Origin of the sequence: Neobacillus canaveralius, assembly GCF_047237705.1 — a bacterium.
GTDB classification, from domain to species: domain Bacteria; phylum Bacillota; class Bacilli; order Bacillales; family Cytobacillaceae; genus Neobacillus; species Neobacillus niacini_K.
The window spans coordinates 2,239,169-2,256,665 of record NZ_JBDFLL010000001.1 but is presented as its reverse complement, the minus strand read 5'-3'; the positions used below and the strand labels follow the sequence as shown (position 1 = coordinate 2,256,665).

Genomic DNA, 17,497 nt, shown 5'->3' with positions numbered 1-17,497 from the left:
ATAAGAATAACAATCTTAGTCTTGAAAAATACCTCTAATACTAATTTGGAATATTTGTTTAACAGATTGCTTATTTTGCTTTGATAGATAGACAAGAACTAGATAACCCGGCAGAAACCCAATGACGAGTGGATGATGGAAAATGACAGAGAAAATGACTCCTGTTATCGTTACTGTAAGGAGAAAAGTTAATTGTTTTATCGAGAAACTATTCATTTTATACCAACCTTAAGCTTTAATAAATCTAATTATAATGATTGTTGTAAATTTCGGAAAGCAAAATAAATGGAGCCGCGAATTTACGGCTCCATTCAAATTAAAAGGTGTTAAAAATGTTCTGACATTCCTCTGCTGACGGCTGATAAAAACAATGACGCTTAAATCGTGCTACAAAAGGTTGATCATACCATGTCCCAGGGCAATCACCCTGCGGTCTGAAATACCAAAGTGCAAACTTAGAAGGCCAAATTCTTTCACCATTAACGGCTCTTTGGGCTAAACGCCTTTCCGCTGTCCTAGCACGCTGATAAAAATAACCTTTTTTAGTCGCTTCAAAGGCATGTGGCTGGTAAATCATTTGTGGAATTGTTCTGATACCCTTAAAATCAGAGCAGTTTGCACGAATACGATTAATACCAACATTCCCCACCATCAGCATCCCTTGGGTACCTTCTCCCTCAGCTTCTGCCCTTAGGAGCCTCGCTAAAAGATCAATATCCGAAGACCTAGCTTTCACAACTGCCATCACATCATCCCCCATGCACGTATACCTATATCGTATTCTTGCGGGAATATTCGTTGACTGTATGGCTGAATTATCCTTACTTATAATATGTCGCGTTTAACTTTTTAATATATCTTCGATTCTATTTAATTCTTCCTCTGAGAACGAAAGATTTTTTAATGCCGCAACATTCTCTTCTATTTGACTTACTCGACTTGCCCCTATTAGAGCGGAAGTTACCCTTCCTCCCCTGAGAACCCAGGCCAGAGCCATTTGTGCTAGATTTTGGCCGCGTTCAACTGCAACCTCATTCAGCTTTTTCACGCGATTTACAACTTCCTCTGTTACTTGGTCTTTATTTAAGAAGCTCACAGGTTTAGCAGCTCTAGAATCAGTTGGAATGCCGTTTACATATTTATTCGTTAACAAACCTTGTGCTAACGGACAAAATGCAATGGAGCCGACACCATTTTCTTGTAAAACATCCTGTAAACCTTCCTCTATCCAGCGATTTAGCATGGAATAGCTTGGCTGATGAATGACTAATGGCGTTCCCAATCGATTCAAGATTTTTACGGCTTCCTCTGTTTGTTCTGCACTATAGTTTGAAATTCCAACATACAAGGCTTTACCTTGACGAACCACTGAATCTAGCGCACCCATTGTTTCTTCTATAGGTGTATTTGGATCTGGTCGGTGTGAATAAAATATATCTACATAATCTAACCCCATCCGTTTTAAGCTTTGATCTAAACTTGCAATCAGATATTTTCTTGAACCCCAATCCCCATAGGGTCCAGGCCACATGGTATAACCAGCTTTAGAGGAAATAATCATTTCATCCCTGTAAGGTGCAAAGTCCGTTTTTAACATGTGTCCAAACATTTCTTCTGCGGATCCTGGGGGTGGTCCGTAATTGTTTGCAAGGTCAAAGTGAGTAATTCCTAAATCAAATGCTCTTCTTAGCATTGCACGGCCATTCTCGTATGTATCCACTCCGCCAAAATTATGCCATAAACCTAGTGATATAGCTGGCAATTGCAGGCCAGACACCCCGCTTTTATTGTATTTCATCGTACCATATCGAGACTCTTCAGCTTGATACACCATTCAAACCCCTCCTTTTTCATATCACTTATCATTATAAACGTTACCAAAGCAATAAAAAATCCCCCAAGAGAAGCTTTTCTCTTGAGGGTGGGTCGTATCTAAATTACATCATCAAGTTGTTTATATAAATGTTCTATTTCTGTTTCTAACCGCTCTAACTCTGTGAATTGTTTTTGTAGCATTTCGAGCTCTAATCCTGAATCCATCCTCTGCTTCAATAAGTGAATTTGAGTTTCTAGCTCCTCAAGCTTTTGTTCTATATCCACAACCTGCACAGGCACTGCAGCTGTTTGCGGCTTATTAACCTTTTTTGGTGTTATTTTTTCAGTCAAAGCCGGTTGAACCACTTTTAAAGCACCTAATTTCCCCTTTGCCCAGTCATAATTCCCATCAAAGAAGTAAACCGTCCCATCCTGCAGCCAATAAATTTTATTAAATAATTTATTGAGAAAATAACGGTCATGAGACACAGCTAGAATCGTGCCATTAAATTGTTCGAGTGCTTCTTCTAAAACCTCACATGAATCAATATCCAGGTGGTTCGTCGGTTCATCGAGTATGAGTAGATTTATGTCCTGATACATAAGCTGTGCAAGGCGCAAGCGCATTCTTTCTCCGCCGCTTAATTGATTCACCTTACGAAAAACTGCTGGTCCGTAAAACAAAAACCGAGCTAAAATATTGCGTGCTTCCCCTTCATTAACACTTACTTCCGAACGAAATACATCGATTAACCGGTCATCTCCAATGGTATGGAAAACATGCTGCGACAAATAGCCGATTTTCACATTGCTGCCAACCTTAACAAATCCTTGGTCACTCTCACACTCACCAAGAATCATTTTTAACAGCGTTGATTTACCTGTTCCGTTTTCACCAACGATCGCGATCCGATCCTTGTACTGAACAAGCATATTTACTTTTTCAAAAAGTGTCCGACTACCAAAGTTTTTTGAGACATCCTCTAGTTTAATTACATCTTTCCCGCTGCGATCGTTGGCTTCAAAATCAATCGCCATTTTTTTCACATCCAGCTTCGGACGATCCAGTTTCTCGATGCGGTCGAGTGCCCTCTGCATATTGGTAGCTCGTTTATGAAGGGCGGCACTGGGTGGATTGGCACGATTGGCCCAATCACGGAGGCGTTTAATCGCTTCCTTCATTTTTTTAATCTTCCGCTGCTGCTCCTGATATTCCTGAAACTCCCGTAACAATCGTTCTTCTTTTTCTTTTACAAAGCCGCTAAAGTTTGTATGGTATAGCTCTATTTCGCCATCTTCCATATCCAGTACTTTTGTAACCACTTCATCTAAAAAGTAACGGTCATGAGAAATTAAAATAATAGTTCCTGTATATTCCTTAAGGAATGTCCCGAGCCACTCAATTGCCATTAAGTCTAAATGGTTTGTCGGTTCATCAAGTAATAAAAGTTCAGGTTTCTTTAGTAAGCTTAAAGCCAAACCAACCTTTGTCTTTTCCCCGCCGCTTAACAGTGAAAAAGGTTTATCTAAAAGCTCAATAATATTTAACCCATGCGAAACACGGTCCATTTGTGCGTCCATTTCATAGCCGCCATTTAATATGAAATCATCTTGGAGCTTTCCATATTGGTCCATGAGCCTTTGTAAGTGGGGAGGAGTCAGCTCTTGCCCCATTTCGACTTCTAATTGTTGTAGTTTTGATTCTGTTTCGACTAACTGGTCAAATGCAGTCTTTAAGACTTCCTTAACAGTTAGGTCCTTATAATCAGGAATTTGTGCCAGGTAGCCAATTTTCAGCCCCTTTTTCCAATGTATAACGCCGCCATCTACTGTTTCTTGGTTTGCCAGCAGCTTTAATAAAGTCGTTTTTCCACAGCCGTTTCGTCCAACCAATCCCACCCGGTTTCCTTCGTGGACCTCAAAAGATAAATCTTCAAAAATTATATTTCCGCCAAATGATTTTGCTATATGATTTACACTGCATACGATCATGTTCATTCTCCTTTTTATGAACACTCTCTTCACGCAAAAAACTGCGGGCATCCATAGATACCCGCAGCTCGAAAAATCGGCATGAAAAAAGAGTGCTAAAAAGGCACCCTCTTATTACCTATTTTACTTGGGTAAAGAGATGTGTTATCGTTCTATATTCATTTTGTAATTTTGAAAAAAGGACAGACTCCCCCCTTTGAAAACTACCTCATGAAAAATTGCACGACACAAATATAGCGCTTCAAGCCACTGTACACGTACAAAAATAGAACGAACCATCTCCTTACACCTCCGTTTCAATTCAAGATAATTCTATTGTAAATATTTTCATCATTCATTGCAAGCCTGTTTTTCAGACTAAACAAAAGGTTGTAAATTTTATTCCCTAGACCACCCTAATGCAAATATTTTTTCCTGCCACCGAACCTCCGGCGATAGACAAATTTTCGGATATCTTCTTCTGTTATTTTGCCATCATATGCAGCAAACAATAAGGACTGAAGTTCACGATAATGCTCGATGACAAAAAGGGCAAACACCTTCCGTTCGCCCTTTGCTTGTTTTTTAAACTCCTCATCATTCAAAATTTCTTGAATCTGATCCTGATAAAATGCCATTGTATTTTCCCATTTTTTCTTTCGATTCTCTAAGATATCGCGAGCATACTCAGGTAATTTTTCAACCACAAGATCTATATACCCCTTAGACCACATAAGCATTTTGTCTTTTTCAGGAAGTTCCATGACCATTTTCATTAGTTCGAGCTCATCTACTTCTCGACTCGCTGCATACCTTCCGACCTGGTTCACCCTTTTCACCTCTTCATGGACAGTTAACTAACTAAACTTTCAAGGGAATTTTCAATATCATAATCCTGTTTCTTATTTCCAAGCCAAGTGGAGTATTCAGTTTCCAATTTTTGCTCAATCAATGTTTCTTTAATTTCCGTCTTGCTATCATCAAAATTTGCTTCCTTCGCTTCTTTTTTCTCTTCAACCTTAATAATATGATACCCATATTCCGTCTTTACCGGGTCACTAATTTCATTAACTGGTAATGTAAAAGCTACATCATCAAATTCTGTAACCATGGTACCTTTTGCGAAAAAGCCAAGCTCTCCGCCATTTTCCTTTGTACCTTCATCCGTAGAGTATTCCTTTGCTAATTCTACAAAATCAGCTCCATCGGCTAACTTTTGCTTAATCTCATTAGCGGTTGCTTCATCTGCTACCAAAATATGGCTTGCTTTCACTTGTTCCGCTTCCCCAAAAGAATCCTTATTTTCCTCAAAATACGTTTGTAACTCTTCATCGGTTATCTCAATTTGAGGTTCTATAAGCTTACGGATTGTTAAATAGTTTTTAAGGTCTTCTTTTAGCACGTCAAGAGTTGTATTATTCGATTCCAACATCTGGTTAAATACATCCTCACCGCCATAAGATTCCTTTAATTTATCCACTTCTTCATTCAGTTCTTCATCTGTAATGGTGACTTTTTCCTTTTTCGCTTCAGTGGCAACAATTTTATCGGCGATTAATTGTTCCACCGTTGCAGCCCCATATTGTTCGACCATCACATCATACAGCTCATCTTTACTAATCGCTTCACCATCTACTTTTGCAACGGCTTTATCCTTTGGTAACGCAAAGCTTAGGAAAACCCCGATTGCCAGAATAAGTACTGCTATGATTGAAACCAATTTCTTATTTTCCTTGATAAAAGTCATTATAAAAAAAGCTCCCTTAGATTATTTCGTTAGCTTAACATTTACAGTAGTAAGCTTTCCGTCACGATAAACTTCAAATTTAATATCATCGCCATTTTCCACATCAGAATACAAATACTTTCTTAACTCTGAGGAATTAGCGATTTTTGTACCATTCATTGAAACAATTATATCCTGCGCTTCCAAGCCGCCATTAGCTGCTGCAGAGTTTGGTTCAACCGCTGTAATCATAACTCCTTCCTTCACAGTTTCAGGAAGATTCTCCCAATATAATTGAGGAACCTCTGATAGATCAGCAAGTCCAACACCGAGGTAAGGTCTCACTACTTTTCCACTTTCAATTAGTTGATTTACAATTGGAATAAAGTCGTTACTAGGAATCGCAAACCCTAACCCTTCCACACCGCTATCGGCAATTTTTAAACTATTGATTCCGATTACTAATCCCTCGGGATTAATTAACGCTCCTCCGCTATTTCCGGGATTGATTGCTGCGTCTGTTTGGATAACATTTGTTTCCCAATTTCCGGCTGAGGTAGTTACAGCGATACTCCTGTTGACAGCACTGACGATTCCTGAAGTTACAGTTCTAGCAAAATCAAGTCCTAGCGGATTTCCAATTGCGTATACCTCATCGCCTGGTCTTAGTGTAGAGGAATCACCAAACTGTGCAGTCGCTTCAACGTATTTACTGTCAATTTTCAAAACAGCTAAATCGGTTAACGCATCTGTACCAACAATTTCCGCACTTACCTTTTCACCATTATATAGTGATACTTCTAGTTTAGTTGCACCCTCAACAACGTGGTTGTTGGTGACAATATAGGCAATATCGTTATTTTTTTGAAAAATAACTCCTGACCCTGTTCCGCTCTCCACACTTTGTGAAGAATTACTGCCATAAAAGCCACGGCTTTGCTGTTGTTGGTAATTTACGATTCCAACAATAGTTTTTGATAGTTGTTCAACAGTATCAGCGATCGATGAGGATGATTTTGCTGATGTTGGCTGTGCTGTTACGGTATTAGCCTCTGTTTTGGTATTCTGCTGAACTGTACCAATCGATTGACTTTCTGCATTTGAAGAAAAGTTCTCCATATAGTCGGTGTATGGGAGGACGGTTAAGGTTAATACAGAACCGACGACACCGGCTGCCACCATTGAGGCAAAACCTTTGATATTTCTTTTTTTCTTTTTCGCACTGTTTTTAAATTCAACACGGTTAGTTGACTGTTCTGGTAATGGTGGTTCTAGTAAAGGTCCTTCTGAACGTCCTACTTCAGGTTCCTCGTATCCTATCCGTTCTGGTTGGTTCGCTATTAAAGCTGATTCACTTTCTCCTTCCCGACTGTTTTGGATTGATGTTTCATATTTTAAATTGCTATCATGAACGTCTGAAGTTTCGTCCGTTGTATGGTCAATTGGTTTGTCATGTTCCCTTTCAAATTCATCTTTGTAGTTCATCGTCTTTCTACTCCTTTACACTTGAAATTTGTGTAATTTATTATCATATCTATACTTTAGCCCATAAATATGAAAAAACTGTTAACAAACTATAACGGGATTTGGAATTTATTAAGAAAAAAGTCGGATTTTTTCAATGCTGTTTTAACAACGGGATCTCCATTCGGACAGTAGCTGATATATTAGGGATTGCCTTGTCCGAAGGGACAAAAAAACAGCAGGGATTTCCCTGCTGCCTACTGATTAAAGGTTATGGTAAATTTTGTACCTTTTCCTTTTTCGCTTTCTACATCGATCTCTCCGTTATGAAGGAGAACAAGCTGTTTCACAATCGATAATCCTAGACCAAATGCCCCGTAGGGATTACTAGTTCTGGAAATTTCAGCCTTGTAAAAACGCCGCCAAATTTTTTCGACTTCACTCGGGTCGATACCTATACCAGTATCCTCTACTTCAATAATCGTATTATTGTGTTCCTTTCGCCCTCTAAGCCAAATCGTACCATCAGATGTAAACTGAATACTGTTTTTCGTAATATTAATAAGTATTTGTACAAGTCGATCATAGTCTGCATTCACGATGATCTCTTCGTCTTCTTCAACAATGATTTGAACATTTTTCTCGTCGGCCTGGACGGATAATTGTTCTTGAATGATTTCTAAAAGCTCTAATAACTGAATATCTTCCCTAAACAGCTCAATTTGATTCGAACGGATTTTTTCATAATCCAGGTTTTCATTGACGAGACGAATAAGCCGCTTCGCTTCTTGACTAACTAAATTGATTCCTCGTTCCTTATCATCTTCTGGAATCATGTCATTTTTCAACCCCTCTATCACCCCACTAATAGTGGTTAACGGAGTCCTCATTTCATGAGAAACATCGGCCATGAATTGGCGTCTGCGATTCTCAAGTGCTGAAATTTCCTCCATCGAAAGGTTTAATTTTTTTACCATATGATTAAAGTCATTCGCTAATTCACCAATCTCATCAAAATTCGAGGAAGGTACATGCACATGGTAATCGCCAGCAGAAACAAGCGATGTCGCTTCACGCAGCCTCTTAATCCTATTCACATGGATTTTGGAAAGCAGCCAGCTAAGTAAAAACGATACCCCTAATGCAATCAGTATCGTATAAATTAAAAATTGATTTACTTGGCGTATCATCGCACTTGAACCACTAATTGGCGAAGTTAACAGTATCCCGCCAACAAACCGATCGCGACTATCAATATAGGGTAATACAACAAAGGTAACACCGTCTTGATCAAATCGCTTATAATCACTTTGTACAATAATCGTTTGACCTTTTGTAATCTTTTCCCACTCTGAAGGTTTTAGTTCAATCGCTGGTCCACCTCTACCTATCGCATATAGATGCGCTTCTTGATCAAACATACTAAAACTAATTTTTCTGGAACGTAAAACATTACTATATTGGTTAATAATTTGATCCATTGCGATAGGATTTCGTTCAATATCGGAAAGGATGTCTTCTCCATAGGAAATTAACTCTTCCGCTTTATTCTCATAGACCAAATTGCCTACATAATGAGCAAACAAAAGACTTAAGACAAGAAAGGCAACAATAATGATACTAATGTGGCTGATAAATTGTTGAGAAAAATATTTAATTCTTATCTGTTTGAATCGACTCATCAAATTTATAACCTACTCCCCATACAGTGTGGAAGAATGGCTGCGTTGTGGTTTCTACTTTTTTCCGCAGGCGCTTAATGTGAACATCTACGGTTCGTTCATCACCATAAAATTGGTATCCCCAGACCCTTTCTAGGAGCTGTTCTCTTGAAAAAACTTGACGAGGGTGTTCTGCCATGTAATATAAAAGATCAAACTCTTTCGGTGTAAGGTTTGTTATAGGCACTCCATTGACAAGGACTTCTCTAGTATTTTTACTAATTTTAAAATGTTCTGTCTGAAGAAAATCATCCATTTGGGCAGTCACTTGGGTTTGATATCTGCGTGTTACCGCCTTAATTCTTGCCATCAGGGTAAGCGGGCTAAATGGCTTGGTGACATAATCATCAGCACCCATTTCAAGACCCAGCACTTGGTCTGACTCTGTATCCTTCGCAGTCAGCATAATAATCGGTACTGTATAATTTTCCTCTCTAATTTTCCGGCAAATACTTACCCCATCCATACCCGGCAGCATCCAATCCACAATCAAAGCATCCCAAGTCCCTGCTTTGAAGGTGTTATATCCTTCAAGGCCGTCATTTACAAAGGTTCCTTGAATACCTTCCTTTGCAAAAAACATTTCAATCATCGAGCACACACTAGTGTTATCTTCGATCACGAGTATTTTCAAAATCCGTCCACTCCTTGCAAAAAACTCTTCTTTTCTTCAGTTTAAACGATTTTTCTCTCATATCAACTATATCGCAAAAACTTCTCGGGTATTTAATACTTTGTTCATAGTTTGTTAATATACCCACGAAAAAGAGGTCTGGGAACAGCCAGACCTCTAATGCTATATATCCGCATTGCTTGCAATGAATTATGGTTCTAAAATTAGCTTACCAGTCGTTTTTCGTGATTGTAATAATCGATGTACAACCACTGCATCCTCTAACGGAAACACACCGCCGATTGTAAGCTTAAGCTTACCTTCGCCAAGATAGGTAAGCAACTCTACTAAACTAGGCTGAAGCAGCTCAGGCTTCCTCATAATTTGTGGCAGGAAAAACCCAATAACAGACTGATTTCGAGCCATCAATGAAGAAGGATACATCTTGCTCTGCTGCCCGCTTGCTGCACCAAACACAACCAGACGACCAAATGTGGCCAGACATTTTAACGTTTTATTGAAAACATCACCGCCCACCATCTCAAGCGCAACATCTACTCCTTTTCCGCCAGTTGCTTCTAAAACCTGTTCAACCCAATTTGACTCTGTATAATTTACCAGTACATCGGCGCCCATCTGACGTGCTAATTTTAATTTTTCAGCAGAACTTGCGGTTGCAATAATTTTTCCGGCACCAAACAGCTTAGCTAATTGTACAGCCAGCGTTCCTACACCACCTGCCGCCGCATGAACTAGAACCGTTTCCCCCTTCTCTAACCTACCCATCGTTTTCAGTACATGATAGGCACTTAACCCTTGGAGTGGAAGTGCCGCCGCATTTCGAAAATCTAATTGCTCGGGGAGTGGAATTAATGAGCGCTCATCGGCAAGAGCAAATTCTGAATAACCTCCTGATTCAATCAGGGTAACAACTCTCGTACCAGGCTTAACAGTTGTTACTTTTTCTCCAACTGCTACAACCACCCCTGCGATTTCAGCTCCTGGAATAAAGGGAAGCGGTGTTTTGACTACATATTGACCTTCCCTTCTTGCTGTATCGGCATAATTGACGCCGATAGCCTTAATTTCAACTAGGACTTCACGACCTGTAGGTACTGGTCTCTCAATCTCTACAATCTCTAATACTTCAGGTCCACCAAATTCTTGTAATCGAACAGCTTTCATGTTTATAACTTCCTTTCTACCTGCCTTTATATACTGGTTTTCTCTTTTCCTTAAATGCCGCGACGCCTTCCTTGTGATCCTCTGTTTGTACCATTAAGACTTGAGTAAGTCTTTCTTCCTCCAATATTTCCTCAAGTGACCTGTTGAAGGAATGGTCAATTAGTTTCTTTTGTTTTCCAAATGCCTTACCTGGACCCTGAGCCAAACTTAATGCTAGTTTCGTCGTTTCTTCTTGAAGCCTCTCTAATGAGAACAATGAATTTATGACGCCTAATTGATAGAGTCGCTTTGCAGGAATCGGTTCTGCACTAAAAAAGAACTGCTTTGCTAAATGCGGACCTATCAGCTTGGGAAGGAAATAAGATCCTCCTCCATCGGATACCAAACCTACCTTCGAGAAGCTAAGCGCAAACTTACTATCCTCTGTCGCGACAATAATATCGCACGCTAGAGCTAAATTAAAACCTGCTCCTGCAGCAAAGCCGTGAACGGCAGCGATTATCGGTTTTTCTAAATCTTTCATTTGTAAAATTAATTCATTCAATTTTCCGATATGTTCATAGACTTGATTTCCATCACCCTGTCCCATGGTTTTCACATCACCGCCCGCACTAAAGGCGCGCCCAGCACCTGATAAAACAATTACCTGTACATCCGAATTGTTTTTTGCTTGAATGAGTGCGTCCTTCAATCCAAGAATCATTTCGGGACTAAAGGCATTCAGACTCTCTGGTCGATTTAATGTTAATGTCAAAACAGGACCTAATTTTTCTACTAATAAATCTTTATTCTCCAATAAAATCTTCCTCTCACTATTTAGTAATTTCTCTTTTACAATTCTCCAGAAGCAACCTTTACGGCATGCTCAATTAGCATTTTTGCTTTATCGTTGAAGTTAGCAAATCGAAGATCATTCGTTTGACCTTTCTTATAGCGGTAATATATTTGTTGACATATAACCGCTAACTTAAAGTAGGCAAATGTTAAATAATAGTTCATATCGGTAACGTCACGACCGCTTTTCTTCGCATAAAGCTCGATAAATTGCTTTCTTGTAAAAAACCCATCGGTTACCGTTACTGGCGCTTTTCCCAGCCCACTTTTTAACTCCTCCGGGTCATCACCTTGATTCCAATAGCCCATCACAACACCTAGATCTGCAAGTGGATCTCCTACTGTTGTCATTTCCCAATCAAAAAGCCCAACCATTTCAGATAAGGTTTCATTAAACATTGCGTTATTAAACTTATAATCATAGTGAATGATCGCAGCACTTTGTTGAACTGGAATATTATCGGTCAGCCATTTTTTGAGAGTATCTACAGCGTCCACTTCATTGGTTTTGGCACGTTCATATCGACCAATCCATCCATGAACCTGCCTTTGTGTGAATCCCTCAGGCTTACTGATAGCTCCTAGTCCTGTCTCTTTATAATTAATTCCGTGAAGTTCCACTAGTTTATTGACCATAATTTCTGAAAGCTGTTGGCATAGTTGCTTCGTTACCGTTATTTTATCAGGGAAGGAAGTATCAATGACTATGCCGTTTTTTCGTTCCATGATAAAGAACGGGCTTCCAACAATGTCCTGTTGATTGGAAAACAAGATTGGCTTCGGTGTAACTGAAAAGACTGGATGGAGTTCAGAGATGATTTTAAATTCCCTCTCCATGTCATGTGCCTTAGGTGCAACTGGTCCTAACGGCGGGCGACGTAAAACCGCTTCCCATTCACCTACTTTAATTTGATATGTTAAGTTTGAATGGCCAGCGGAAAACTGCAGAAGTTCCAGGGGGCTATTTGGCAGGTTTTCGATTTGGCTTCGTAAAAACTGCTCTAAAACAGGTAAATTTAATTCTTCCCCTTTACGGACTGGAATTGTATCTTTACTCATTTGATGAGGCATCCTTTCCCTCCTTAGTTTTTAAAAATTCTGTATCTTTAAAATATACCCACTGGTTAGTATGCAACAGAGAAAAGAGGGTTCAAAGCATAACGAAACCCTCCATTAAATTTAATCAACCTGCTTGAATACCCTCTAATATCATTTCAACAAAAATTTCTGCTACTTCACGGTCTGTGGAAGCTCCCTCTGGATTAAACCATTGATAGCTCCAATTGGAAGCACCTAGAATACCAAAGGTAACAATATGTGCATTCAAGTCAGCGCGAAACTCTCCGTTTACCTTTCCATCTTTAAGTAGCTTCTCGATATTCAATCGAAATTCGTCCCGCTTTGGTATAATTAATGCCAGCCTTTCTTCATTCAAGTTTTTCATTTCTCTAAAAAAGATCTTCGCTGCAGATCCTTGTATTTTAATGTTACTTATGAGCATGTAGACAATTTCGAATAGCTTCTCTTTGCAGCTTTTATTGTCATCCAGAATTTTTCTTTGTTTCTCTAGTAAGTAATTAATGTATCCGAGATGAATGTCCATTAAGAGTTCTTCTTTACTTGAGAAATAATAGTAAAATGTCCCTTTGGTCACACCAATTGAATCTACGATGTCCTGAATGGATGTTTCCTTGAAGCCCTTCTTCTCGAATAGATTGATACTATGTTCTGTTAATTTGTCTTTCACCGCTCATGTCCTCGCAATCTGTAAAATGTCTAGTGAAATTATACCATATTCTATTTCGCAACAAACACAGACAACTGACAGTAGATAGTTAGTCCTTTATTGATTAACAGTTTCCTCTCGAAGGGCACGACGGAGAATTTTTCCAACTTGTGTTTTTGGCAATTGCTCACGAAACTCAACACTGCGCGGTACCTTGTATGCAGCCATATTTTGCTTACAATATTGAATTATTTCCACTGCTGATGCTTTTTGCCCAGACTTTAAAACGACAAAAGCCTTTACGTCTTCCCCGCGGTATGGGTCTGGTACTCCGATGACGACTGCTTCTTGTACAGAAGGGTGCTCGTACAGCACTTCTTCAATATCACGAGGATAAATATTGAAACCGCTCGCAATTATTAAATCCTTCTTACGGTCAACGATATATAAATACCCGTCTTCATCAACTTTTGCTATATCACCGGTGTAAAGCCAGCCATCTCTTAATGTATTGGCTGTTTCTTCTGGCATATTCCAATAGCCTTTCATGATTTGAGGACCCTTTATAATGACTTCACCCAATTCTCCAACAGGAACTTCCTCCAAGCCAGTTGCCACATCCACTATCTTGTATTCTGTCGACGGCATACCAATGCCCACACTTCCTGGTTTACGGTCTGCAAACGGAGGATTGCAATGTGTCGTTGGAGATGCTTCAGAAAGTCCGTATCCTTCTAAAATCTTTGCCCCTGTTTTTCTTTCAAACTCACGGAGAAGTTCTACTGGCATAGGTGCACTGCCACTATTGCAGGTTTTAATACTATTTATTCCGTACTCCTCAGCACGTGGATGGTTTGTTATCGCCACATACATAGTTGGAACCCCAGGGAATGTAGTTGGCTGCTCATTTTTAATTGTGTTTAATACTTCCTCTAAATCAAACCGCGGAAGCATGATCGATTCCCCGCCTGTATAAATTGTTAGGTTCATACAGGCTGTCATACCAAATACATGGAAAAGGGGAATAACCGTTAAACAGCGTTCTTTTCCTAATTCAAATTCATGCTTGAAGAATTCATAGGATTGCAGGACATTAGCCACGATGTTTCGATGTGTTAACATCGCTCCCTTAGATCTTCCCGTAGTACCGCCTGTATATTGGAGAACCGCAATGTCATGCTCCAGTTCAATCGTAACAGGTGTTGGCTTACTATTCCCATCTGAGAGGAAGCTTTCAAAACTGCGATCTGGTGAGTAATCTTGTCCAGAGGGCTGCAGGCTGACAACTATTATATTCTTCAAGTTTGTTCGTGGTTGAACGCTTTTTACTCTTGGATAAAAAGCATCCATGACAACAATCGTTTCTGCTCCAGAATCATTTAAGATATATTCAAGCTCTCGTTCGACACTCATTGGGTTTACTTGTGTTACAATTGCCCCTGCTCCTAGTACGCCGTAATAAGAAATAACATACTGAGGGCAGTTCGGAAGCATAAGTGCCACTCGGTCACCCTTTAGAACTTGATTTTGCTGGAGAGCTGAGGTAAAGCCTTGAGAAAGTCCTAGTAATTGTTGATAGGTAATTTTTCTGCCATAGAAGGATAGTGCATTACTGGCGGGATATTTTACTGTAGTCTCTTGAAGGATTTCTAATAGATTTTTTTCAGGGTTTGAGATTGTTGATGAAATGTAATCCGGATATTGAGCCATCCATGTTTTCCTACAAGCCATGAGTTTCCCTCCAAAAATATATAATATTTTCTCCTAATCTCTCTATCTATAACTAATAAAATATTTACTTTATTGATATTTCTTTAATTCAAGCTTAGCTATCTGAGCACGGTGAACTTCATCTGGGCCGTCTGCCAGTCGCAATGTTCTAGAGTTTGCCCACATTGCTGCCAGTGGGAAATCACTTGAAACTCCTGCTCCCCCAAATGCTTGAATGGCTCTATCAATAACACGTAATGCCATGTTAGGTGCCACTACTTTAATCATCGCAATCTCTGTTTTGGCCTCTTTATTTCCAACACTGTCCATCATATAGGCAGCCTTTAAAGTTAGGAGTCTTGCTTGTTCAATTTCAATCCTGGAATCGGCAATCCACTCTTTAATAACCCCTTGGCTTGAGAGCGGTTTTCCGAAGGCTTCACGTTCTTGAACACGCTTACATAAAAGTTCAAGAGCTCGCTCCGCAGCACCAATCAACCTCATGCAATGATGAATTCTTCCAGGTCCTAATCGCCCCTGCGCAATCGCAAATCCTTTTCCTTCACCCCACAAAATGTTTTCAGCCGGAACACGAACATTTTCATAGGTAATTTCAGCGTGTCCATGCGGGGCATGATCATAACCGAAAACAGGAAGCATCCTTTCAATTGTCACCCCAGGAGTATCGAGAGGAACGAGAATCATCGATTGCTGCTCATGACGGTTGGCATGAAAGTCTGTTTTTCCCATGACAATCGCAATTTTACACCTAGGATCTCCAGCACCAGATGACCACCATTTACGTCCATTTATGATGTACTCATCACCATCTCTAACAATGCTTGCTTCGATATTCGTCGCGTCGGAAGAAGCAACGGCCGGTTCTGTCATCGAAAAGCAAGACCGAATTTCTCCTGCTAATAATGGTTTTAGCCACTTTTCTTTATGTTCCTCTTTACCATAGCGTACAATAACTTCCATGTTACCGGTATCGGGTGCACCACAGTTAAAACTTTCAGGTCCAATTAGCGAGCGTCCCATTATTTCACAAAGAGGGGCATATTCCAGATTGGTTAACCCTGCACCATATTCACTTTCAGGGAGAAATAAGTTCCAGAGACCAGCAGCCTTTGCCTTTTCCTTTAAGTCTTCCATTACCTGTGGAACAGCACTCCACCGATTTTCCTGATCGTTCAGCTGCTGCTCATACACTTTTTCATTTGGATACACATGTTCTTCCATAAAGTTTGTCAGCCTTGTCTGTAACTCTTTTACTTTAGCAGAATATAAAAAATCCAATTATCTCACCCCTCCATACATACTAACCAGTTGGTATCTACAAATTATATTATACCTCCAATCATTGATTATTCAAATTTATTTCTAAATATTCAAACAAATATTTTAGGTTAATATCTTTTTATTCCCATTTTTTGCTTATTCATTAATTCATGTGATTTTTCAATAATATCGGTTAAAACATCTCCTTTATATACGCGACCTAATTTAAGGTTTTCTTGATAATATTCTACAATTTCATCCAATTTGTCAGAGGTTTCTTTTGAGATTCTTACATTTAATTGTATTCTTCCATTTTCAGCCAAGGGAGACACTCCTATCATATTTATAGCATCATGCTAGCACTATGCATAATTCGTGTTATTACTTGATTATATACTATTATTCTACACTTATTTCAACAAATCCTAAAAAAGAATGACTCTTGTTTGGGGTCACCCTTCTATAAGGAATAAACTAAGATATTATTCAGTTTATTTCTTACATAAAAATATAGCTTTTGTTTCAAATTATGTTGAGGAGGTTTGTACGATATGGGTATGAAATGGTTATTTAGTTTATTACTTATGATTCAACATGTGACCCCTCAGGCTAGTGTCCAACTAACTAGAGAAGGGAAACCTTTTTCGAATATCAATAGAGAAGAATATTCTGTCGGTTATCCAGGTTATTTTATTTTGGATACAGAAAAATATGACCAACTAGTAAGGGAATTGGAGAAACAGTTTTCGGTTCCTCCAAAAAATGCAAAATTGGATCGGCATGGAAATATTATTCCTGAGCAGCTTGGCCTTAGTGTCAATCGACATATTTTCACAGAAAACTTTTATTCCTATTTTTTCGAGCAGAGCATTTCAACTTTAGAAATTCCAATGTATTCTGTGTATCCAAAAGTAGATAGTGAGTTACTATCAGATATTCGCAGTATTCGCATTGGTCGTTATATTACTTCTTTTAATCCAAGAAACAAAAAACGTTCAAACAATATTAAGTTAGCTGTCGAAGCCATTAATAATCATGTTGTTTTTCCCGGTGAGACATTCTCTTTTAATAAAGTTGTCGGTAAGAGAACCAGTGAAAAGGGCTACGAAAAGGCTAAAGTGATTGTAAGAGGTGAATATGCAGAAGATATCGGCGGTGGAATATGTCAGGTTTCTTCAACTTTATTCAATGCTGTTGATAGTGCAGGTTTAAAAATTGTCCAGCGTTTTTCTCACAGCCGTCATGTCCCTTATATTCCTCCTGGTCGTGATGCAACCGTCAGTTGGTATGGTCCCGACTTTGAATTCAAAAACATGTACAATCAACCGATATTAATCCAGGCGAGAACGCTGGGAAACCTTTTAGTGATAAAGTTATACTCTTCCGAAGTCATTGAGTACAAGCCTAAGGAGGTCCCTTTTCCGCCACTATAAAAAAGTCCGCAAAATGCG

At 39.2% G+C, this 17,497-nt stretch carries 18 protein-coding genes; 1 reads left to right on the top strand and 17 read right to left on the bottom strand.

Features of this window, described 5'->3' with window-relative positions:
- Positions 1-15: 15 nt before the first annotated feature.
- The 17 genes from ABC255_RS11580 to ABC255_RS11500 all read right to left on the bottom strand — a co-directional run bounded on the left by ABC255_RS11580 (position 16) and on the right by ABC255_RS11500 (position 16,387).
- Positions 16-216: a hypothetical protein gene (locus ABC255_RS11580; RefSeq protein WP_412993622.1), complete on the bottom strand. Its 201-nt coding sequence runs from the start codon at positions 214-216 to the stop codon at positions 16-18.
- A 100-nt stretch (positions 217-316) separates the two neighbouring features.
- Positions 317-745: a cell wall hydrolase gene (locus ABC255_RS11575; protein ID WP_412993620.1), complete on the bottom strand. Its 429-nt coding sequence runs from the start codon at positions 743-745 to the stop codon at positions 317-319.
- A gap of 96 nt (positions 746-841) precedes the next feature.
- Complete coding sequence (gene mgrA / locus ABC255_RS11570; RefSeq protein WP_412993619.1) at positions 842-1,834, bottom strand: L-glyceraldehyde 3-phosphate reductase; 993 nt, start codon at positions 1,832-1,834, stop codon at positions 842-844.
- Positions 1,835-1,932: 98 nt separating this feature from the next.
- Positions 1,933-3,807 (bottom strand): ribosomal protection-like ABC-F family protein, encoded by a 1,875-nt coding sequence (gene abc-f, locus ABC255_RS11565; RefSeq protein WP_412998541.1) that lies wholly within the window; start codon positions 3,805-3,807, stop codon positions 1,933-1,935.
- 144 nt (positions 3,808-3,951) lie between these two features.
- Complete coding sequence (locus ABC255_RS11560; RefSeq protein WP_095251092.1) at positions 3,952-4,086, bottom strand: RAxF-45 family protein; 135 nt, start codon at positions 4,084-4,086, stop codon at positions 3,952-3,954.
- Between the two features lie 116 nt (positions 4,087-4,202).
- The gene (locus tag ABC255_RS11555; RefSeq protein ID WP_412993617.1) at positions 4,203-4,616 is read right to left on the bottom strand and encodes a hypothetical protein; all 414 of its coding nucleotides are present in this window, start codon (positions 4,614-4,616) and stop codon (positions 4,203-4,205) included.
- A 23-nt stretch (positions 4,617-4,639) separates the two neighbouring features.
- Positions 4,640-5,533 (bottom strand): peptidylprolyl isomerase, encoded by an 894-nt coding sequence (locus ABC255_RS11550; RefSeq protein ID WP_412993615.1) that lies wholly within the window; start codon positions 5,531-5,533, stop codon positions 4,640-4,642.
- Between the two features lie 21 nt (positions 5,534-5,554).
- A complete protein-coding gene (locus ABC255_RS11545) occupies positions 5,555-6,997 on the bottom strand; it encodes a S1C family serine protease (protein ID WP_412993613.1) in 1,443 nt (480 codons plus the stop codon).
- Between the two features lie 236 nt (positions 6,998-7,233).
- A complete protein-coding gene (locus tag ABC255_RS11540; protein ID WP_412993611.1) occupies positions 7,234-8,658 on the bottom strand; it encodes an ATP-binding protein in 1,425 nt (474 codons plus the stop codon).
- Entirely contained in the window at positions 8,630-9,331 is a 702-nt protein-coding gene (locus tag ABC255_RS11535; RefSeq protein WP_335535779.1) for a winged helix-turn-helix domain-containing protein, read from the bottom strand. The genes ABC255_RS11540 and ABC255_RS11535 overlap by 29 nt, the downstream gene beginning before the upstream one ends.
- Positions 9,332-9,520: 189 nt before the next feature.
- Positions 9,521-10,495, bottom strand: coding sequence for a quinone oxidoreductase family protein (locus tag ABC255_RS11530; protein WP_412993609.1), 975 nt, complete (start codon positions 10,493-10,495; stop codon positions 9,521-9,523).
- Between the two features lie 16 nt (positions 10,496-10,511).
- A complete protein-coding gene (locus tag ABC255_RS11525; protein ID WP_412993607.1) occupies positions 10,512-11,291 on the bottom strand; it encodes an enoyl-CoA hydratase/isomerase family protein in 780 nt (259 codons plus the stop codon).
- A gap of 35 nt (positions 11,292-11,326) precedes the next feature.
- Positions 11,327-12,400, bottom strand: coding sequence for a phosphotransferase family protein (locus tag ABC255_RS11520; RefSeq protein ID WP_412993606.1), 1,074 nt, complete (start codon positions 12,398-12,400; stop codon positions 11,327-11,329).
- 112 nt (positions 12,401-12,512) lie between these two features.
- Complete coding sequence (locus ABC255_RS11515; RefSeq protein ID WP_412993604.1) at positions 12,513-13,076, bottom strand: TetR/AcrR family transcriptional regulator; 564 nt, start codon at positions 13,074-13,076, stop codon at positions 12,513-12,515.
- A 96-nt stretch (positions 13,077-13,172) separates the two neighbouring features.
- Positions 13,173-14,786, bottom strand: a complete 1,614-nt coding sequence (locus ABC255_RS11510) for a long-chain-fatty-acid--CoA ligase (RefSeq protein ID WP_412993602.1) — start codon at positions 14,784-14,786, stop codon at positions 13,173-13,175.
- A 69-nt stretch (positions 14,787-14,855) separates the two neighbouring features.
- Positions 14,856-16,064 carry an acyl-CoA dehydrogenase gene (locus tag ABC255_RS11505; RefSeq protein WP_412993600.1) on the bottom strand — a complete coding sequence of 403 codons (1,209 nt, stop codon included), beginning with the start codon at positions 16,062-16,064 and terminating at the stop codon, positions 14,856-14,858.
- Between the two features lie 110 nt (positions 16,065-16,174).
- Positions 16,175-16,387 (bottom strand): hypothetical protein, encoded by a 213-nt coding sequence (locus tag ABC255_RS11500; protein WP_412993598.1) that lies wholly within the window; start codon positions 16,385-16,387, stop codon positions 16,175-16,177.
- A gap of 210 nt (positions 16,388-16,597) precedes the next feature.
- Here ABC255_RS11500 and ABC255_RS11495 point away from each other — a divergent pair, with 210 nt between their 5' ends.
- Positions 16,598-17,479 carry a VanW family protein gene (locus tag ABC255_RS11495; protein WP_412993597.1) on the top strand — a complete coding sequence of 294 codons (882 nt, stop codon included), beginning with the start codon at positions 16,598-16,600 and terminating at the stop codon, positions 17,477-17,479.
- Positions 17,480-17,497: the final 18 nt, after the last annotated feature.